The sequence below is a fragment of the Hallella absiana genome (assembly GCF_025457485.1).
In the GTDB taxonomy this organism is placed as follows: Bacteria; Bacteroidota; Bacteroidia; order Bacteroidales; family Bacteroidaceae; genus Prevotella; species Prevotella absiana.
Genome location: NZ_JAMXSP010000011.1, coordinates 89,569 through 111,690 on the forward strand (window position 1 = coordinate 89,569; position 22,122 = coordinate 111,690).

The 22,122-nt window shown below is 52.9% G+C and carries 13 protein-coding genes; 5 read left to right on the top strand and 8 right to left on the bottom strand.

The genetic code is table 11. The features are described 5' to 3' along the window. Window positions 1–139 precede the first annotated feature (139 nt). Both NG346_RS07560 and NG346_RS07565 read left to right on the top strand, forming a co-directional pair. On the top strand, window positions 140–2,659 hold the full coding sequence (locus NG346_RS07560; protein ID WP_262279912.1) for a glycoside hydrolase family 127 protein: 2,520 nt from the start codon (window positions 140–142) through the stop codon (window positions 2,657–2,659). Window positions 2,660–2,805: 146 nt separating this feature from the next. Next, entirely contained in the window at window positions 2,806–5,193 is a 2,388-nt protein-coding gene (locus NG346_RS07565; RefSeq protein WP_396266755.1) for a beta-galactosidase, read from the top strand. A gap of 168 nt (window positions 5,194–5,361) precedes the next feature. On the opposite strand, the gene NG346_RS07570 is transcribed toward NG346_RS07565, so the two are convergent. From NG346_RS07570 to NG346_RS07605, 8 genes are all read right to left on the bottom strand, one after another. Next, the gene (locus tag NG346_RS07570; protein WP_262279913.1) at window positions 5,362–7,956 is read right to left on the bottom strand and encodes a fimbrillin family protein; all 2,595 of its coding nucleotides are present in this window, start codon (window positions 7,954–7,956) and stop codon (window positions 5,362–5,364) included. Window positions 7,957–8,733: 777 nt separating this feature from the next. Further along, entirely contained in the window at window positions 8,734–9,366 is a 633-nt protein-coding gene (locus NG346_RS07575; RefSeq protein WP_262279914.1) for a porin family protein, read from the bottom strand. A gap of 71 nt (window positions 9,367–9,437) precedes the next feature. Continuing rightward, entirely contained in the window at window positions 9,438–10,487 is a 1,050-nt protein-coding gene (gene porN, locus NG346_RS07580; RefSeq protein ID WP_262279915.1) for a type IX secretion system ring subunit PorN/GldN, read from the bottom strand. Between the two features lie 49 nt (window positions 10,488–10,536). Continuing rightward, complete coding sequence (porM, locus tag NG346_RS07585; protein ID WP_262279916.1) at window positions 10,537–12,093, bottom strand: type IX secretion system motor protein PorM/GldM; 1,557 nt, start codon at window positions 12,091–12,093, stop codon at window positions 10,537–10,539. A gap of 3 nt (window positions 12,094–12,096) precedes the next feature. Further along, window positions 12,097–12,915: a type IX secretion system motor protein PorL/GldL gene (gene porL / locus NG346_RS07590; RefSeq protein ID WP_262279917.1), complete on the bottom strand. Its 819-nt coding sequence runs from the start codon at window positions 12,913–12,915 to the stop codon at window positions 12,097–12,099. A 5-nt stretch (window positions 12,916–12,920) separates the two neighbouring features. Further along, a complete protein-coding gene (gene porK / locus NG346_RS07595) occupies window positions 12,921–14,363 on the bottom strand; it encodes a T9SS ring complex lipoprotein PorK/GldK (RefSeq protein ID WP_262279918.1) in 1,443 nt (480 codons plus the stop codon). A gap of 37 nt (window positions 14,364–14,400) precedes the next feature. Next, window positions 14,401–15,333, bottom strand: coding sequence for a PorP/SprF family type IX secretion system membrane protein (locus NG346_RS07600; protein ID WP_262279919.1), 933 nt, complete (start codon window positions 15,331–15,333; stop codon window positions 14,401–14,403). Between the two features lie 110 nt (window positions 15,334–15,443). Beyond that, window positions 15,444–15,665, bottom strand: coding sequence for a DUF2795 domain-containing protein (locus NG346_RS07605; protein ID WP_154534591.1), 222 nt, complete (start codon window positions 15,663–15,665; stop codon window positions 15,444–15,446). Window positions 15,666–16,661: 996 nt separating this feature from the next. Here NG346_RS07605 and NG346_RS07610 point away from each other — a divergent pair. The 3 genes from NG346_RS07610 to NG346_RS07620 all read left to right on the top strand — a co-directional run bounded on the left by NG346_RS07610 (window position 16,662) and on the right by NG346_RS07620 (window position 22,113). Next, a complete protein-coding gene (locus NG346_RS07610; RefSeq protein WP_262279920.1) occupies window positions 16,662–17,186 on the top strand; it encodes an RNA polymerase sigma factor in 525 nt (174 codons plus the stop codon). A gap of 48 nt (window positions 17,187–17,234) precedes the next feature. Then, on the top strand, window positions 17,235–18,410 hold the full coding sequence (locus NG346_RS07615; protein ID WP_262279921.1) for a FecR family protein: 1,176 nt from the start codon (window positions 17,235–17,237) through the stop codon (window positions 18,408–18,410). Between the two features lie 127 nt (window positions 18,411–18,537). Next, the gene (locus NG346_RS07620; RefSeq protein ID WP_262288546.1) at window positions 18,538–22,113 is read left to right on the top strand and encodes a SusC/RagA family TonB-linked outer membrane protein; all 3,576 of its coding nucleotides are present in this window, start codon (window positions 18,538–18,540) and stop codon (window positions 22,111–22,113) included. The last annotated feature ends 9 nt before the right edge of the window (window positions 22,114–22,122 follow it).

Below are 22,122 nucleotides of genomic sequence, written 5' to 3' on the forward strand. Positions count from 1 at the left end.
CCGTCATTTTCTAACTGTATGAGCCCAGCAACCGAGATTGTCAATGTTACAGAAACATAAAAAACAAGAGATTCTTGCATATATGGAGCCAAACACTTATCTTTGCACATGACTAAAAACAAAATACTAAAGACAAATCATGAAACACACTTTGCTGTTCGCTCTCACTGCCTCCATGCTGATGGCCTCGCCCGCAAAAGGCTTGGCACAGGAGCTGCTCTATCCTCATCATTTCAACCTCAGTGAGGTCACGCTGCTCGACAGTCCCATGAAGCGCGCCATGGATCTCAACATCCGGGTACTCCTCGACTACGATGCCGACCGGTTGCTCACGCCGTTCGTCCGACAGGCCGGACTCACCACCGGACGCTATACCAATTGGTTGCAACTTCATCCCAACTTCAAAAACTGGGGCGGTAACGGCTTTGACCTCTCCGGACACGTGGGCGGGCACTATCTCTCTGCCCTCGCCATGGCCTACGCTGCCTGCCAGGACAAGCAGACACGCGCCTTGCTCAAGTCCCGACTCGACTATATGCTCAGTGTCCTGAAAGACTGTCAGGACGTCTACCAACACGACAAGACGGGTATGAAAGGCTTCCTCGGCGGGCAGCCGATCAACGAGGTGTGGCGAGAACTCTATCAGGGCAACGCCAAAGCTTTCGACCCCGTTCGCGGATGGGTGCCCTTCTACTGCGAGCATAAGGTGATGGCCGGACTGCGCGATGCTTATCTCTACACCGGCAACAAGACCGCCAAAGAGATGTACCGCAAGATGGCAGACTGGGCCGTGGCGCTGATCAGTCATCTCAGCACCGCACAGATGCAGAGCATACTCAACACCGAGCAGGGAGGTATGAATGAAGTCCTCGCCGATGCCTACACGATCTTCGGCAACAAAAAATACCTCGAAGCTGCCAAGGCGTTCTCACACCAAAAGATGGTAGACGGTATGCAGACGCTCAACACCACGTTTCTCGACAACCGGCACGCCAACACACAGGTGCCAAAATACATCGGCTTCGAGCGCATTGCAGAGATGAGCCCCGCCGACAAGCGCTATGCCAAGGCAGCCCAAAACTTTTGGGACGACGTGGCAAATTACCGCACGACATGTATCGGCGGCAACAGCGTTGAGGAGCACTTCCTCTCAAAAGCCAACAGCAACCGCTATATTGACAGGGCCGACGGACCTGAGAGTTGCAACTCCAACAACATGCTGAAACTCTCGGAAATACTCGCCGACCGCACCCACGACGCCCGCTACGCCGACTTCTACGAATATACCACTCTCAACCATATCCTCTCCACGCAAGACCCGAAGACGGGCGGATATGTCTATTTCACCACGCTGCGCCCACAAGGATACCGCATCTATTCCCAAGTAAACAAAGGCATGTGGTGCTGCGTCGGTACGGGCATGGAAAACCACAGTAAGTACGGGCAGTTTGTCTACACCCACGATGCCGACTCTGTGCTCTACGTCAATCTCTTCACGCCAAGTCATCTCTCCGACCGCCGCTTCGACTTGACACAGACGACTTCTTATCCTTATAGCCAGCAGACCACGCTGACGATCAACCGCGACGGCAATTTCTCACTGGCCATCCGCCATCCTTGGTGGACCACTGCTGACTTCCGTATCACCGTCAATGGCGAGCCGCAAACGCTCAAGACAACCGTCGGGCAGGCTTCCTACGTCAAGCTACACCGACAGTGGAAAGCCGGCGACAAGGTGGAAGTAGATCTGCCCATGCAGATGCGTGTGGTGCCCTGCCCCAACCTCCCGGACTATGTCGCCTTTGAGTATGGTCCCGTCTTGCTTGCCGCCAAGACTACAGCCTGCGACAAGGCTGACGCTGACGCAACAGGATTGAGCTACGAGCCACTGAAGAACGAATATGCCGGGGAAGGACGTATGGACCATGCACCCGGTGCTGTGGGCAAGAGTCTGCCGCTCACCACGGCACCTCTGCTCATCGGCAATCGCAGTGAGGTGCTCTCACGTGTAGGCAAAGGAAAGCCGTCCACACTTTGCTTTCCACTGGATGTGAGCCGTCCGGGCGTAGCAGGCTACCACTGGACCCGTCTCATGTTGCAACCGTTTGCCACAATCCACCACGCCCGCTACTCGTGTTATTGGTATCAGCAGACTCCGGAGGGCTACGCCCATAGCGACATGGCAGAGACAGAGCGCAAGGCAGAAGCGCTCGCCAAGCGCACCATCGACTTCGTCTCTCCGGGTGAACAGCAAAACGAGGCGGGACACGAATACAACTATTCCACCGACTCGCATGCCGGATCGTTCCGTGACGAGACCTATCGCGATGCCCAGAGAGGCGGACACGTGCAGTACACGCTCTTCAATACACCTGAAAACACTGACAGCCTTGCCATCCGCTGTCGCTTCACTTCAGCCGACAAGGGTCGTCAGGCCACGCTGACCGTCAACGGTGTGACGATTGCCAACATCGTCATTCCGGAAAAAGCTGAAGGCGAGACCAATGGCTTCTTCGATGTTGAATATCCTCTGCCCGCCAGCCTCCTCCGTAACAAACAAGGAAAGGCTACCGCCAAGTTCGTCGTCAGACTGTCTGCCGACGGCAATACGCCCAACCCGGGCTGGTATAGTCTGAGACTGGTCAGAACAAATAAATAGCTAAGATTCAGAAGGGAACAAATCGTGAATCAGAAGGCATTTTTCGACATTTCTCTCTGCTGCACGATTGATTGAAAGATAAGTGAACAACAGGAAAGAATCTTTTTTGTAATTTTGTGGAAGACAATCCTAATAACAATTCTTCTATGAAGTTACAACAAAAGATTCTTTTTTTCATGCTCGCACTGGCTATGATGCTGAATCCCGTCTCCAGCCAGGCAGCGAACCGCAGTGGTGATTTCACGGTGGGAAAAGGCACCTTTCTCCTCAACGGCAAGCCGTTTGTCGTCAAAGCTGCCGAAGTGCACTATCCGCGCATTCCCCGCCCCTACTGGGAGCAACGCATCAAGATGTGCAAGGCTTTAGGCATGAACACGCTCTGCCTTTATGTGTTTTGGAACATCCATGAGCCACAGCAGGATCATTTCAACTTTTCAGGCAACAACGACGTGGCCGCCTTCTGCCGGTTGGCACAGAAACACGGCATGTACGTCATCGTGCGTCCGGGACCCTATGTGTGCGCCGAATGGGAGATGGGCGGACTGCCTTGGTGGCTGTTGAAGAAGAAGGACATACGGCTACGCGAGCAGGACCCGTTCTTCATGCAGCGTGTAAAGATCTTCGAGGAGAAGGTTGCTGAGCAACTTGCTCCGCTGACCATACAGCACGGAGGGCCGATTATCATGGTGCAGGTTGAAAACGAGTATGGCAGCTACGGCGAAGACAAAACCTACATCCGAGCCATCCGAGACCTGCTTAAAGACAATTGGTACTTCAAGGACAAGCAAGGCAATAGCGTTGGTCCTGTACTCTTCCAGTGCGACTGGTCGAGCAACTTCACCAAGAACGGACTCGATGACTTGGTGTGGACAATGAACTTCGGCACAGGTGCCAACATCGACCAGCAGTTCAAACGACTCGGCGAACTGCGCCCCGACGCGCCGAAGATGTGCTCGGAGTTCTGGAGCGGATGGTTTGACAAGTGGGGGGCCCGCCACGAGACGCGTCCGGCCAAGGACATGGTAGCTGGTATCGACGAGATGCTCTCCAAAGGCATCTCCTTCTCTCTATATATGACGCACGGAGGAACGAGCTTCGGACACTGGGCTGGAGCCAACAGCCCGGGCTTCGCACCCGACGTGACGTCCTACGACTACGACGCGCCGATCAATGAATATGGCCGCACGACACCTAAGTTCTTTGAGTTGCGACACACCATGGAGAAATACAATGGAGGCAAAGCCTTGCCCGCTGTTCCCAAGCCTGCGGCTCCGCTGGTCAGCTTCCCCAAGGTGAAGCTCTCTGCCCGCATCCCTCTCTGCCAGTTCATCACACGCTCGGTGAAGAGCCACGACACGCAAACCTTCGAGGAGATGGACATGGGATGGGGATCTGCCTTCTACTCCACTACCCTGCCCGAAATCAATCAACCAAGCCGACTGACCATCAGCGACGCTCACGACTATGCACAGGTGTTCATCAACGGGGAGTTTGTCGGAAAGATCGACCGCGTGAAAAACGAGAAGAGTATCATGCTCCCATCTGTAAAGAAAGGTGATAAACTCGACATCCTCGTAGAGGCGATGGGACGCATCAACTTCGGACGCGCCATCAAGGACTACAAAGGCATTACGGGCGACGTGACCATCGCTACAACTGACGGACAGCACGACATCACCTACAACCTCAAGGACTGGACCATCGGCCTCGTTCCCGATGACGTGGACACGCTGGCCACACAATCCCGCAAGCCGTATGCAGAACTGCGCTCCCACCTCAATGTTCGCAACGGTGATAAGGAGCCAAGCGTATTCCTCGGATCTTTCTACCTCAGTAAGGTCGGCGACACCTTTATTAATATGGAGAATTTCGGCAAGGGTCAGGTCTACGTCAATGGTCACGCCCTTGGCCGTTTCTGGCGCATCGGCCCTCAGCAGACGCTCTACTGCCCGGGTTGCTGGCTGCGGAAAGGAAAGAACGACATCATGGTGCTCGACGTGGCAGGTACCGCAAACCCCGTCCTTTGGGGACAAGCCAAGCCAGAGCTCGACAAACTGCAACTGGAGAAGACCAACCTGCACAACAACATCGGTGACAAGCCTGACCTGAATAGCCGCACACCAGCCTTCAGCGGTGCACTACAGTCCGGCAACGGTTGGCAGACCATCCGCTTCGACAAGCCACAGCAGGGCCGCTTCCTGGCTATCCTCATCAGTAGTAATCATAGTGGTAAAGACCTCTCCGCCATCGCTGAGCTCTATCTCCAGGATGCCCAAGGTCATCGTATCAGCCGTGAGTCTTGGACGACGAAATACGCTGACTCGGAAGATGCCGCCAACGGCAACCACACGGGCGACAAGGCTTTCGACCTGCAAGAGTCCACCTATTGGCAGACTGTTCCGGGCACCGACCTGCCCCACCTGCTCGTCATCGACCTCGGCTCCGTACAGACTGTCACAGCCATGGAATATCTGCCACGCGCCGAGCAAGGAGCACCGGGCTGCGTCAAGGACTGCAAGGTGTTTGTGTACTAAAAGATATTCCCATTTCAACCCAAAAAGGGCTTGCGAACTTCACAGTCCACAAGCCCCAAAGGTTGAATTATATACATCTCTTAGAGTTTAGCGAGATGTGTGAGGCAAGTCTCACGACTTGCAAGTGTTACTGCGATTACAAAGTAACTGTTTTATATATTAAAGGGATTAAAAAGCGAGAAACGGCCGGACAGGAAGGCTGACCGTCTTGTGGTTGTTGTAGTAGTTGTCGATGAAGCGAACAGAACCGGCTCCCTGCCCATCGTCGACTCCCGAATCGACGATGATCGTGTATGCGGCGGAAAGCTCCGTAGAGATCCACTCCCAAGTGTTCACCGCTTGGAAAAATTCGGTATAGTTGTTCGCGCCCACCTTGCTCAAGGCGGTATTTACTTTGGACGAAACCGTTGTCATGTTGGAGACCCAATCATTAATATTCCAGCCACTTGACGGGTAACCGCCAATGGCATGCATGATGGCATAATACTGGCCGGCCGTTGGCAGGAACCAACCGGTAGAGGTAGACGGAGCCTTCAATGCGGTATAGGCAAGTGCTGCCTGTGCCGCAGGATGGGCAGAGTTGTTCAAGGCCACTGATTCTTTATAGCCAGAACCGTAAGCTTGGGTAGAGGAACCAATAATGAGGGCTGAAGTGTTTACCTTTGACCTGCCATCATCGGTATCACTTGTCTTCCATTGATAGCTTGTTCCATGGTTTGTGGTACCTGTTGAGCCAATGGTTTTTAAGCACATCACCAATGCATGACCGCCCACGCTGCTCGACTTGGTATTCTTTTCCGTCCAGTAGTTGCTGCCGATATATCCCACGATGCCGATTGGTGTCTTGCCACTAATCAGGCTCTCGCTTTGATGCGACATATCGCCATCGCTGTAGTACACGTCACCGACTGCCATGACGTAAGCATCGTTGTTGTCTGCGCGGGCACTGATTGCAGTCTTGGTAACTATCTGACCGGCTGAAGGCTGAAAAGACAAACTCCATTTGTCCGCATCAGTAGAGACACTTTTGAAGACTGTGGGTGAAGCCGTTCTTACTACAGCCATATAATTACTGCCGTTCTTATAGGGCATATTGCCGCTGAAAGACGAAGAGGCCGTTACCGTGCTTGACGCATGTAGCCACTTGAAGTTCGCGTCCGTCGACAAGTGTCTGTAGTCATAGTGCGTCTTCTGTCCGAGATTGATGACCGCCAATCCCATCTGATGGCTCATGCTAAAGTTCACGGTAGAAGCGGTTGTCGTGGAGACAACGCCTGCGGCCACTTGCAAGTCACTGTTATATAGGTTAGCAAGCGTGCTTTGATTTGCGTTGGGGTTCCATGTCGATATGCCGGAGGCAAAGAACGTGGCGGCATCATTGGCAGCCTTGCCCGTGTTGGCGAGACCACTCGTGCTATAGGGATAATAGACATAGTACCTGCAGTTCTCGGGCAGGAGCACACGGGAGACTGGTGTCCACTTGCCATCGGACCCGAGTGTCAGCTTGACGTTGCTGTATTTCAGTCCGCTGGCATCAGCCACATAGATGCCCACGGCATCGCCGGCGGCAAAGGCCGTCTTGGGATAGTTGTTGCCCCATGATGTGGCAAAGGCGATGCTGCCCAACTGCAACTTTGAGACGGAGTGAGGCGAGACCTTGTAGACGATGGATTGGCCCTTGTCCCACGACGTGCCTTTGAGTGAACCGGTGAGGTTATACGTGTTGTTGTCGAAGACGTAGGTGATGGCAATCTTCTGATTGTCCGTGGTAAATGACTGCGGAATCATCAGCAGCGTCTTTGTGCTAGAAACTATCTCCTGGTTATCTGAGCCCGTGAGCTGTAGACTCATGTTGCTGATGGTGTAGTTGCCCGCGGCCGTCGTCGACCAGTTGCCGCCCAACGACAGCCGTCCTTTGGTGGCGATGTTTGTGAAGCCCACTGAGGTAATCTTTCCCGACGGCATGTCCGGTCCGGCCACAAAGCGGATGGAGGTGAGCTGATGGTCGAAGGTGAGCGGCACAGCTTTGTTGGTGCCAACAGAGGCGAGCGTCAGGCCTTTGTTTGTGGCCACGATCAGGTCGGGCTGGTTCTCCGCAGTGGCGGGAAGGGCATAGTCGATATAGGGCGTGCCCTGCGTACTGCCGGAGGACAGCGTCAGCCCATTGGAAGAAGACGGAATGGGCGCATAGGCATAGAAGGCCACCTTGTCGGTGGCAGGCCAATAGTGCTCGTTGGCTGTCTTCCAGCCGTAGCTTGCGTTTGTAGCCGTCTCGTTGTAGAAGAGGCTGTTGGGCGTGGCCGAGGCAAAGGCGTTGTCGTTGGCGTATGGGATGGCGGACACGCCAAACTGCTTGAGTTGGCTGAGAGACTCAATGCGCGTGCCGCGCGTGATTGGCTCGTCGGTGACTTTTGCAGCCATAGCGCCGCCCACACGCTCGGAGACGAGCGGATGGAGATAGAGCGTGTGGCCGCCGCCCGTGGTCTTCAGCGGAGCGGCAAAATAAGACTGGGGATCGGGCGCAGGAGCCGTGGAAATAGCGGCGGCCGCTACGCCACGGGAAGCCTTGGCCGAGGCGCTCGAAGAGTGGGCGACCGGCGTGCCGTCGATGGCATCCACCTTAAACGAGATTGGTTCGAAAGAGAGAACGGGCGTGCTGTCGGTCAGCGTCTCACTGCAACTGGTGAGAAACGACAGCGCACTTAGTGACAACAGCAGCAGGTCACAAGAGCGGAACTTAGAAACAGAGTGACGTAATCGCATAATTCTACAGACCTTTAATATTACTTACTTTTTCGTGGCCTATAGAATCGCCCCTGATTCGGCTCCCTTTATATATATAATGTGTTCATGTGAGGACATAAAAAACGTGGGCATCTGTACAATTAATCTAGAAACTCAGGCTCTCGCATTGCCCCCATACCTAGATAATTGCACATAGAGCCCACGAGAGGATATTATACAATACACCCTTTCGGATGCAGTAACAATACACCTTCGTGGACGTCTACATGCCTCTACCTCTGGTATGGATTCAAATTTGCGAGATTTGAGTTTCAGAGATATATGTTTGTAAACGTCTTTATGTGTCGCGGCCTTTGGTGTGCCGGCTACGCTTAGCCGACGGCGACGACACGACTATGTCCGGCGAAGACATGCGGCGGGCCGCACATCAACTCCGCTGCAAAGATACGGAGTTTTTGTGAAATCTCCACGTTCTCGCCCAATTTTTTTTAGTAGCCTCACCCCCGTGCCCCTCTCCAAGGGAGAGGGGAGTAGAATGCTTTGCGGGTGTTAAATACAGAGAAGACAAATCTTCCTGTGAATTCTTGTAACTATCCAGCGAATGATATTGGAGTCTTAGCGCTCGCTAATCTATTTTGTGAGTTGTGCAGGAAGTGGTTTTGTCTGGAAAAATCAGCGAAGCGCAGGTTCCGGACGTAATATGCGGGACAAGAAAAAAGGCGACAGCACACGTGTGCCGTCGCCTTTTATGGTTTCTCTGTATGGTTCTTGATCTAAGAACTAACAGAACTGCTGTTAGAAATAGTAAGCCAGACTGACCTGCCAGCTGTTGTTGCGGCTCTTGGACTTGCTGGTGACCTGATCCGTCACCGTTGACGTAGCGTTCTGCCACGTCACGTCGGCTGTCTTGCCACAGGCGATGTTGTAGTTGGCTGACAACTGCAAGTGGGAGGCAAGCATCAGACCGGCACCGAGGTTGACGCTGAAATTGGACTTACGGAACTCATAGTTCGACGTGTCTGACCACTTAAAACTCTTGTCACCGACGTTGATACCCCACTGCGGACCGCCAAAGAAATAGAGGCTGGCCAGGTCGCCCAAGCCAAAACCATAGCGGAGGTTGACGGGGATGGCGATCTGCTGCTGCTTGATGGTCTTGTCTTCTTTGCCTGCATTCTCCACCTTGGCGGAGCGCTCGTCATAGAGAGCACTGGCATCTACACCCAGCCCAACGATAGGCAAGGTGAACTTCACGGTAGGACCGAAGAAGAAGCCAGCACGGTTGGAGGCATCCAAGACATCGTTGGACAAGGACATGTTGGTGACATTCAAGCCGCCCTTCACACCAAAATTGACTTGTGCCTGCGCCGTCGTTGCAGTCAGCAACATGCCGGCAGCGAGCACGAACATTGCGAATAACTTTTTCATTTTTTACTTATCTTTTATGTTTGCTATTTATCTGTATGCTGCAATATCTATTGTATTGCTATCCGACAAGATCAATGACGCTGGCGGCGTACGGTGACACGCGCCTGACCGCCTGGGGTGACAGAGCCCGAGGAGAGAGGCTTTGTGCGCACGGAAGAGCGACGGCTGCGAGGCTTGGCACTCTTGAGCTTGATCTTGCTCTTCTTGTCGAGCTTCGCGATACTGTCCAGCGAGTCGCGCTTGGCCGGATCGCCCCATATATGGGTTTCAAAAGCCTCAATCTCCTTGTCGATGCGCAACTGCTCCTTGCTGAGCTTCACCGAGTCGCCGCCTGCTATCTGTGCCAGCGTCTTGCCGAGCATGTTGGTGGTCTTGTAGATCTTGCCACGGTAGCTGTTGGTGGCGAAATAGTCCTCAAGGCTCATCGTGGCAGCATTGTTGAGGTTGCTCGTCATGATCGTCTGTTTGGCCAGGTAAGGCGCAAGGTCGTCATAACGGATCCAAAACAGCGGATATTTGGTAGCGCCATCGCCGAAGTCGTCCTCACGATACATCACCGGACAGAGCGCCAGGACCTTGGTATGGAAAGTGGCTGTGTTCTGGTCGTAATAGGAGCTCTCCTTAATATAATAGCTTTTGACCTGAGCCGAGGGAATGTCGCTGTCGTCGATATGCACACCGCGGTCGGTGCGCTCATAGAAGATGTGGTAGTCGTCGAGAAACTTCAACGGCTGGATGCGCACACTCTCGTCGAATCGCTCATTGCCCGTGTTGACATCGTAAGCATAAGCGGCGATGCCACCATGACGCGGGCCGGCCATGACAAGTTTAAAGATATAGGTGAAGAGATTCATCTGCGTGCCTAAGGGCTCTGTGGGATAGTAGAGGCCCGAGTTAGCCTCATCCTCCAACTTGATCTCGCGGTAGACATCACGGCGCCATACCACGTCCTCGTTCATCTTCTGCTCCGTTGGGAACGAGATCTGCGCCCGCACCGTCATGTTGTTGGCATTGGACTTCTGGGCCGCGGCAGCCTGCTGCTCGGCCCTGCGCGCCTTAGGCTGTGCGGTCATCCCCTGCGAGAAGAGGACCGCCAGCATCAGGAAGAATATCTTTTTCATCAACTCTTTCATTGGATCTATCTGTCTTTGAATACTGTCTAAAACATGTTTATCTCACCTTCACCTCCATGGCACCGGGCAGACTGCGCGTGATGCCGTCGGGACCAACGGCCTTGATCTCCGTGATGTAGAAACGGCGGCCATGGGACAGATGACGGAACTGCTCACGCATACGGTCGCTGAACGAGGCACCGGAAGTGGTCATCTGCACGGCATTGCCCATGTTGTCATAGAACACGGTAGAGAAACTTACTACCCGGAACTGTATGTCAAGAATGCCGTCATCAATGGCTGCGTTGAGCTGGTGAGCGCCCATCAGACTGCCCTTCATCAGCCAGCCGCCTTTGAAACGATCGGTGCCCACGGAAAGATAGGCCGTGGGATCGGGCAACTTACGCACGTGGAACGTGAAGGGCGGGAAGGAGCGCACCTGCTTGCCGTCGCGCGCTGAGACACGGAAAGTGACATCGTGACCGACAGCAGACGGCACAGCGACATAGCGGCCTGGGCCGACCATCGACAATCTGCCGCCCGTCATGCTCAACGACACGGCATTCTGTGGCACGCCCGGCACACTGACGCTCATCGGATTTTTATAGCCCGCATAGAGCACATTCATCAGGTCGGCGGCAATGGTGGCACCTCCCGGCACAGGAATAACGGAATATTTCTGCAGGAAGTTACGGCGCAGCACATCGCCTTTGGTATTACGCATAAGGATATAACCGCTGAGCTGATGCTCGCCGACACCGCCTGCGGTGAAACTGTATTGTCCGTTGCGCGTATTCACCCGGGAACCGTTGACATAGATCTCGGGCTGCTGCGTCGTGTCGACAGCCGCCATGACAATGTTGGCAGAGAAGCGCTCACCGGGATAGAGCGTGGTCTTCTCCGGGACAACAAACGCGCTGAGCTTGTTGACGCGGATGTCTTTCATGTCGATATTCGACACCAGCGTGTGAAGCACTTCGCCCTCGGCATAGCGCACATCGTTTTGCAATTTGGAGAGTAGCGTCACAGCGGCTGCCACCGGCATGTTCTCAAACATGTATTCCTGCCAGTTCTTGCCAAGGGTGTTGGGCTTGTGCGGCACTTTGGTGGAAAGGTTGCTGGCAATAATCTTGCGCTGACGCGGGTCAGTGACATATTGCAGGATGTTCTCGCGGTAGGCATTGATGGCATTGAAAAGTTTCTTGCCCTTGCCCGTGATAGGCGCCAGCATCACTTCTCCCGCCGCGTCGATGTTGTCGTCGTTCTTGATATTGTGGACGTCGCCGTCAGCACCGTCGGCTTTGCGCACGATTTCTTCCTTGAGCTGCTGGGCAAAGTCATAGAGAGAGTCACTCATATTCTTCACATGAGTGGCTTTCTCAAACCATTCGCGAACCTTTTCGGGATTGGCTTCCATCTGATGGCGGAAGTCGCCATAGATGGCTTCGTTCTCCGAAGAGGCATTGGCAGTGGTACGGTTGAGACTCTCCTCGACAACGGAAAAGCCGTTGAGCACCTCGGTAGAAATGTTCAAGGCAAGCATGGCCAACAAGACGATATACATCAAGTTGATCATCTTCTGACGGGGAGAGACCGGTCTTTTCTTGATTGCCATAGCTTATTGTTGTTCTTGCTGCAAAGGAGCGGCAGCCTTCATATTCACGGTCATGGCCTGAATCATGCGGGCGTAGATCTGATTGAGTTGCTCGATCTGCTGCGCCATCTTGCGTGTCTGGTCATTGATCTGGTCGATAGTGCCAATCTGCTGGCTGGCACCTTTGAGTTGCATCTCATAGACTTTGCTGATACCGGTGAGCGTACGGTTGAGATTCTCCATCTCCTCACTGTCGCGCGTCAGTCGCTCGCTTTGCTCATTGACTTTCTTCAGCGTCTCGACCAGTGCCTTAAGTTCTTCGACATAGTTGCCTTGAGCCTCGTTGAGCGCCTTGGCTTCTTCCTCGCTCATCTGTGGCACAAAGTTAGGCTGCGGCTGAGCCATCGGCTGTGACGAGGCTGCATACAAAGGAGCTGGCTGTGGAGCAACAGTACCTGCAGACTGACTTTGAGCAGTCGCTGAAGCCTGGGCCGGCTCATAGGTAGCCGTTTCCTCGGCAGCGGCTTTTTGTTCCTCTCTGGTATAGGAGAACTGTCCGCTGGCAAGGTATTCCTCTGTCATGTGCGTGGGAATGTCGCGCCCGTCTGCCGTCTTGTCGAAAGGACGGTCAAAGGCAGAGATGAAGAACACGAAAACCTCCGTGCCCATACCGACAAACAACATGATATTGGCGCCCGGCAAATGCGTGAGCTTGAACAATGCACCCAAGATGACGACAGAAGCACCCCAGCTATAGGCATAGTTGAGGAAGGTCTGACCATCTACCGTGTCCATCCACTTTTGGAGACGGTACACCAAATTGTATTTGCTATGCTTTGTCATAATACTTATCTTTTCTGTTTTCCTGTCACGGAGTTGGCGAACGATCTGACACAACGGAAACCAATATAGGAGCGCGGCTGGTTTTGATATTCCCATGAGCGCCATGCCGAGCGGATGAAGCTCTCGGGATCTTTCCACGAACCGCCACGCACACTCTTCTTTTTCAGTTTATAGGGATCCTCCTTTGCAGCATTGTAGCGCAACTGAGGGTTGAGATCGTTCATCGCGTCCACGCCGGCTTCGGTATAGACGGTGCTGGTCCATTCGGCAACGTTGCCTGCCATGTCGTAAAGTCCATTGGAATTGGCGGAATAACTGCCCACCTTAGCGGTGATCAGATTGCCGTCCTTGGTGTAGTTACCGCGGTCGGGCTTAAAGTTGGCATAGAAACATCCATTGCCGTTCACCACATCCTGGTTCTCCCAAGGGAACTCGTTCTGATCCTTGCCACGCGCGGCATACTCCCATTCGGCCTCGGTCGGCAGACGGTAACGCTGAACATAGCGTGCCTCAGGGCCCAAGCCCTTGAGCAGGTAATCAGTACGCCAAGCGCAGAAGGCGTTGGCCTGCTCCCAGGTCACGCCGACAACAGGATAATCGTTGTAGGCGGGATTGGAGAAATAATTGCGCAGGTAGACCTCGTTGTCTGAGTTCTGGAAGTCATTGACCCAGCAAGTGGTGTCGGGATAGATGTTTACGATGTAAGTATTGAGGAAGTCCCAAGGTCCGGTCAGCGGACGGTTGATCGTCTGCCGCACGATATTGCCATCGTCGTCGACGTAGGCTGTATCCTTACTGATCATCACCTCCTCGTTAGGATCCACCGTGACGTCCGTGTTGAGATTGCGGTCTGCCGGGTTCAGTCGGTTGCGGCGCAAGGCTGCTGTGACGTAGTCGTAGACTTCGTACTTATAGTTCATCTGCTTCCAGTCGAGCAGTTTCTCACCCGTCACAGGATTGGTGACATACAGGCTCTCGATAGCCCGCTGCTCATCTTCGTTGGGTTTACGCGGCAAGCGCTTATTCCAGTTGAGATGCGGCTTCACGGGATCACCATTCTTGTCCTCTGTGATCATATAGGACTCGTCGCCGCCATAAGAGGGATCGGCCAGGCGGGTACGCAGAATGCTGTCGCGTACCCAATAGAGAAACTGCTTATACTGTGAATTGGTGATCTCGGTCTGGTCCATCCAAAAGCCGTCCACAGAGATATCCTTGGTAGGCGTGGACTTGCCCCAAAGACTGTCCTGCTTGCTCAGTCCCATCTTCAGGAAGCCACGGTTGACGCGAACCATGCCATAAGGAGTAGGCTCGTTCATGACCTTTCCGCCAACGCCAACAACTTCACCACCGCGACCGGACGATGAAGCGGACTTGGCACTGAAGCATCCTGTCAAGAGCAGGGAGCAGGTCAGAACACTCATTAATATAAAGATATATCTTCTCATATTCATCTTGATTTCATATTTTCGGATGACTGCGACATCAGAGGATTCTCACGCTCTTATGGAGGTTGCGTCCCTTTTTCGTCAGGTTGAGATCATGCTGATAGCCGATGAACAGCTCATGGCTGCCATTGCCTATGCTGATCGCTGACGTGTAGACTTCATAGCTGTAGCCCACCACGATGCCATGGAAAGAGCCGCCAAGCAGCACCGTCACGGAATTCGTGGGACTGTAGCCTACGCCGCCATACAGCACTTTACCATTGTTTTGATAATACAGCCGGCCCGTGACATCAGCGCGATAAGCAGTGCCGTCGGTACGGGCGAGCATTGACGTTCGCAATGATAAAAACGGAGATCGGAATTGAATATTGTATCCACCGGTCAAATAATAGGTGCGATCAATTTGCAATTCCTGGCGATCACCCAGTGTGATCAATGGAGCTGTGGCATGCTGAACGGAAAGGCCGGCATACCAATTACGGCGCTGAAAATACAGACCGGCGGCAAGGTCAATGCCATTGCCCGAAGCTGTAGCAAAAGCAGGATCGTTGGCATCTTCCACATCCAGTTTGGAAGCATCGAAACTCTCGTTCAAGAAAGATACCTGGGCGCCGACGCCGAGTTGTCCGCCAAAGAGTTTGGTACGAAAAGCATACTGAAGGCCTAACTTCTGATGGGTGAACAGACCGAGCTTATCGTTCTGGAACTGAGCACCGACACCGTGATAGGTCTTCAACGCATAGAAAGGCATGTCGGCCGAGAGATAAGCCGTCTGAGGATTGTGCTCGAAACCTGCGAAATCCAACGCGTAGGCCGCCACGACATTCAACTTGCTCTGCTTACCGACAGCAGCCGGATTGAAAGAAGTCTCCATGTCGAAATAATGACTGAAGGAAGGGTCATACTGAGCCTTGGAAATGCAGACGCATCCCCATAGCATAAACAATATGATGTATAACTTCTTTCTCACAACACAATAACGTTTCAAGCCTTTCTTTATTGTTTTCTTGGGGTGATCAGACTAAAAAAGCCGTCCCTTACGGAACGGCTTCATCAGTCAAGCACTATCGTAAATGCCCGTTAGTATTCGTCCTCATTCCACAAAAAGTCGTCTTTTGTTGGGTAATCAGGCCATAGATCTTCTATACTGTCGTAGACATCACCCTCGTCCTCAATCTCTTGAAGATTCTGAATCACTTCATCTGGAGCGCCAGAACGTACAGCATAGTCAATTAACTCATCCTTCGTGGCTGGCCATGGAGCATCCTCCAACTTGGAAGCCAAATCTAGTGTCCAATACATAGTCTTAAGTGTTAGTCAATTAAATTTGTGGCGCAAAAATAAGCAAATTATTCGAAAAACCAAATTATTCACTTACTTTTTTAGCCGCTTATCCTTATTATAATAGTTTTTTATACAAACAGAGTGGTTATTAACGACTCTTTAATCATCATCCCCATCAACTAATAGTTGACTTTGTAGATGTGAGGGTGTAACTTGGAATTGAAAAAGATGATAGCCTCATTGTACAGATCAAAACACGCAGTGGCACCTGCATCAATGGCCTGTCGCATCGTATCTCTGCAAGAAAGGGAACGAGAACGAAGATCAAGAAGTATCAAAACGGAATCGTCAGACACATGCTGCAACGCTTCCTGCAAAGAGCCATTTGCTGATAGCAAAGCTATCTCTACCTTATTTGGTAACTCAGAAATACATTGGGTCCGGTGGCACCCAGCAGAAACATAAGCCTTATATCTTCGTAAGATGTCATCGCTACCAAAGTACCACTGACGCGGTCCAAAGTGATTGGATAACCTCAACAGCAACTGTCCCAACTTTCTTTCATCCTCGTCTCTTGACAACGTTTTCAAATCGTCGTAAGCATAATAGGGCCACCGCTCCGTGATCACTTCACGAAGAAAACGATAAGCAAAGGGTGACTGCACGCCAAAACCTCTCGTACGCGGCAGGCGCAAGAGTGTAGACAAGAACTTATGTAACGAAGACAATATTGTTAGCATAAGTAAGAAACGAAGTCTACACGAATATATTGTCTGTCTTTCGAGCACATAAAAGACTCGCCAATAGAATGAAAATGAAGAATTGAAGTAGACGAGGCCCTTCGGTATTGACTTTCTAACATCTAATAAACACAAAAAAAACATAGAAGAAGTATTTAGATCCCTACTGCTGTGTGTTATCTGAAAGAAAACTCGTATTTTTGCACCAGTTAACAAGTTGGGCGTTCTCCCCGTCCCATCGTTCTGATGGTGACAGGAAGCCCTATATATAATAATGTGTAACGAGGTACCGACAACGACAGCAAGGATGGAAGCGCTCTTCAAGCGTTTCTACAAGCCGCTATATCTCTATGCGCTGACTTTTCTCTGCGACGAGGAGCAGGCCAAAGACATTACGGGCGGCGTCTTTCAGACCGTTTGGGAGATGCTGCGTGAGGGCAGTCTGACCCCCGACGACCGGCAGGCTGTCGGATTTCTCTACACGACCGTACGCCACCGCTGCCTTGACAAGCTGCGACACGACAAGGCCATAGACCGCTACACACGCCTGCAAGTTGGCACGACGCCACTCGGCACTGAGGAAGAAGTTATGGAGTTTGAGCAACGCATACAGCAGGTCAAAGAAGCCATAGAACAGTTGCCCGAGCCTGAGAAGTCCATCCTCAAGTGCACCTATTTCAGAAAGATGACTTACCGGGAAACGGCAGAAGTGCTCCACACTTCGGTGAACATGATTCACAAACGGATGAGCATAGTGTTCAAGATGATGCGAAAAATGTTAAAAGAAGAATACACATAGGCACCAACAGCACGTACTCGGCGTAATATTACCAAAATTGAACCATCTATGACAACACGCAACAGCAATATTCCTTCCAAAGGAGCCCAAGGAACATCCCCGCAGGAAGGCACTATCCAAGATGCCCGTCTCACGTTTCTCGTTGAGCGCGCGCTCCTCGACGACACGCCGTCGCCCGATGTCGAGGTGGCATTTCAGGCTTGTCGGTGCCGGATAGAAGCGCAGGAAAAGTCGGTGAAAGCAGACGGAGAAGCACAGGAGACAACTCAAAAACCTAAAGAAGCAAGCGAGGACGCAACCGTCACTGCAAATCCTTCGCGATGGGCCGTGGTGGGTAAAGTGGCACTGGCCCTCGCTGCGTCCCTATTGCTATTCTTCACCCTCTTACCTAAGGGATGGTTACACAATGACAACCAGTCTTCACAAACCATCACTGCTAAGAAGATGACGACCATCGACGATGCCCACCAGCAAGGCGGCGTGTCGCTCATAGCTGGCGACAAAGTTCTCTCTAACGTCTCGGCCCGGGACCGAGGCATCACTGTTCTACCCGACAACATCATCAAGGTGGAACGCAGTGCACAGCGTGATGCAGAGACCTACACCCTGCATGTGGCCAAGGGCAAGACGGCACAGCTGATTCTGCCCGACGGCACTCATGTATGGCTCAGCGTGGACAGTGAGATTGCCTTCAACAGCCACTTCGGCGAAGGCGCCCCACGACGTGTGACTCTCCGCGGCGAGGCATTCTTCGACGTTCACCACGACACCGCATCGCCCTTCACCGTTGATGCCGGCGACTGCCACGCCACTGTCTACGGCACACGCTTCAACGTTCGCAACATTGAGGGTGACGCACCACAGGTGACACTCGTCAGCGGCAAGGTCGGTGTAAGCTATCACAGCAAGACCGTCATGCTCAGTCCGGGACATCAGGCCGTACTCGACAACGGAGACCTGATGACGCAGGAGGCCGACATGGACGTGGCACTGAGCTGGAAGGATGGACATTTCTATTTCGACGGACAGACGCTCCAAGAGATTGTCGATGAGATAGGGCGATGGTATGATATGCCCGTGAGCTATATGCCTGATGCCGATATCAACACGCGCCTGCACTTCAATGCCGAGCGCAACTGGCCCGTCACACGCGTCGTCGATGAACTTAACAAGATTAGTCATACCAAGGTAGAGATTCACGACAACAGACTTCGAATAGATTGATTTTAGTTTTAACATTTATTTAGGGCACAATACCTTGAGGCTTAGCGTATTGACAATAAATAAGTAAGTAAGAGAGCAGAATAAACATTTAATAAGTATCAATACTTTATTACCTATGATTCATGCAATGACAGAAGCCGGGGGACGGCAGGGACGACGGAGGTGCACACTGCTGTGCCTCATGCTGCTCTGCTGGTGCACCATAGCCCTGGCACAGGTGAGAAACCGTATCTCTGTATCGTTCAGCAACGAGAAAGCCACCACAGCTCTAAAGAGGGTGGAAAAGCTTTCGGGGCTGAAGATACAGTACAACTATGATGATGTCAACTTCCGCGTCACGCTCAAGGCTGACAACCAGGCTCCCGTGGCCGTCGTTAACCGGCTTATCAGCGGGCACGGCCTCCACGCAGACCGCAAGGACGACTACATCGTCATCATGCGCACTGCCAACATTCCTCACGACAAGAATATCGGTGACGGCAAGCACCTTGTGGGCATCGTCATGGACGAGAGCGGCGAGCCTATCATCGGTGCTGTCATCCGCGACCGCGCCAATGGTGTGGGCACGGTGAGTGATGCCGACGGCAAGTTCTCCATCGACGCTAAGAGCGATCGCATTGTGCTCAACGTCAGCAGCATAGGCATGAAGGACAATCAGTGGCGGGGCAACCGCGACGACTACGCTGTTGTGGTACTGGAAGACAACGCGCAGGAGCTCGACAATGTCGTCATCACAGGTTACCAGCAACTCGACCGCCGCAACCTCACCAGTTCGGTCACCAGTGTGAAAATGAGTGATATAGACCGCCCCGGAATGAGCAGCCTTGACAAGATGCTGCAAGGACGCATCCCCGACCTCGTCGTCAGCAATGCCAGTGGTGAAATCAATGCTGTGCCGAAGATACGCATCCGCGGTACCAGCACTCTCATCGGCGACCGCGAGCCTCTTTGGGTCGTCGACGGCATTATCGTCAGCAATCCAGTCAACCTCTCGGCCAGCGTACTCAACGATCCTGACTATGTCAACCGCATCGGTAACGCCATCTCAGGTATCAACCCTCAAGACATAGACCGTATCGACGTCCTCAAGGACGCTTCGGCAACTGCCCTCTACGGCACACGCGCAGCCAATGGCGTCATTGTCATCACCACAAAGAAGGGTCGTGAGGGCAAGCCCATCATCTCCTACAACTATACAGGTACCTACCGTCGGCGTCCACGCTACTCTGACAGAAAGATAGATCTCATGGACTCCAAAGAGCGCACTGCCGTTTCCCGCGATATGGTCGGCATGCACTATAAGTATCCTTCCTCCATGGTCCTCGTGGGCTATGAGGATGCTATCGACAAATACTACAGCGGACAGTATTCCTGGCAGCAGTTTCAGGATGCCGTCAACGCCGATGAGACACGCAATACCGACTGGTTTAAGTTGCTCTGCCGCGATGCCGTCTCCTCTGACCACAGCGTCAACATCTCCGGCGGATCCGACAAGTTCCGATACTACGCCTCCGTGGGCTACACCAACGATGAGGACGTTATCAAGAACAACTACAACAACAGGATCACCTCTGCCACCAACCTCGACTTCAACCTCAGTCAGAAGTTTGCGCTCTCGCTGCAGCTCAGCAGCTACCACAGCAGAAAACGCTATGACAAAGTCAATGCCATCGACTACGCCTACAACACCAGCCGTGTCATACCGGCCTACAACGACGACGGCACCTACTACTATTATAAAGGCACTGCAACACAGGGCGCCTACAACTACAACATCCTCAACGAGCTTGACAACAGCTACAACAAGCAGAAGGACAACGGCTTCAAGTCGACCTTCAATCTCAAATACACAGCCTACGACTGGCTCTACTTCAATGCCATCGCCTCCTTCTCTACCGCCAACACCACACAAGAGGGATGGTATGGTGAGAAGAGCTACTATGCTGCCAATGAGCGGCAGAGTGAATATGGTGTCACTCCCGACCAGCCGTCGATGAGCAAGATGCCCTTTGGTGGTGAGCTGTCGGAGAACAACACCGACATGACGGCTTGGACCATGCGTCTGCAAGGCAACATGAATAAATATTTCGGTGCCAACCTCCAGCATAACATCAACCTCGCTGTCGGTGTCGAGGCCAGCAGCACGCATTACACAGGCAACAGCTACACCCAGCGCGGCTATTACAGCGATAGAGGCAAGAAGTTTGTCACGTCCATACCCAACACCTATACCTCGTACCTCACCTGGCTGAGCACCAACATGCCCACGATCGTTGACACACGCACCAACCTGCTCTCGGCCTACGGCACGCTGTCATACAGCTACAAGACGCTCTTCACCCTCAACGCCAACACACGATACGACGGTAGTAACAAGTTCGGCGACAGATCCAACGAGAAGATTCTTCCCGTCTGGTCCGTCTCCGGACTCGCCAACGTTCTCGACATCACCAACTGGCATCCTAAATGGATTGACAACCTTACCTGGAAGATCTCCTACGGTGGTCAGGGCAACATGCTCGACGGACAGACGCCTGTGCTCACCATCACCAAAGGTGCGCTCGATACTCACTACAACGAGATGACATCGACTGTGGCAAACTTCGCCAATCCAAACCTAAAATGGGAACAGACGCACTCCTTCAACACCGGACTGGAGATGGCGTTCATGCACAACCGCCTCATGATGGAGATAGAATACTACCACAAGATGACTGTCGATGCCTTTATGAACAAGACCATCAGCGATGTCAACGGTTTTACCTCCTATGTCGTGAACTCGGGAAAGATTCTCAACAAAGGCTACAACTTCTCTATCACCGCTACTCCCGTGCAGACGAAGAACTGGAACTGGCTGCTCTCTGCCTCCCTCTCCAAAATCATCAACCGCATGGAGACAACACCTGGTGGCGACACGTATAAAATCAGCGACTACCTCGACGGCACAGCACTCGTCAACGGCCAAGCCATCGGCACCTTCTACTCCTATCGCTTCATAGGCCTCAATCCTCTCAACGGCGGTCCGCTCTTCGACGACTGGCAGGACAGGGCCAACGAGCTCGTGGGACTCGACAACTACGAGACGGCAATGCGTGTCCTCTCGCTCTCTGGCAGGAGAGACCCCGATATCACGGGAAGCATCTCTTCATCACTGACCTATAAGAACTGGCGCCTCGGCATCTTCCTCGACTATGCCGCAGGCAACAAGATACGGCTCTTCAAACTCTACGGACAGAACGGCGGCAACAGCGACCCCGGACAAATCTATCCACAGTACAACCTCAACCGCGCCGTCCTCAACAGATGGAAGAAGCCCGGTGATGAGCTGTACACCAATATCCCCGCCATCATGTCTTCAGATGCACCCGGATACTACCAATACAGCCAGCATTGGTCCAATGGCAGCAATTACCAGGGTGTGGCCATCGCCAACGACGCCTGGACGATGTACGACTACAGTGATCTCCGCGTCGTCAGTGCCGACTACCTGCGCATCGCAAGCATCAGCCTCACCTATGAGCTTCCCGCCAACGCACTGAGGCAGCTCCACCTTGAGCGACTTGCCATGACTCTCACCGGCAACAACCTCTACACCTTCTGCAACAGCAAGCTCAAAGGACAGACACCCACACAGTCCGGCTTTGCCGAGGTGCAGCTCTCCGACACGCCCTATTTCACCCTCGGCGTCAATATTCAATTCTAATGCTTATCC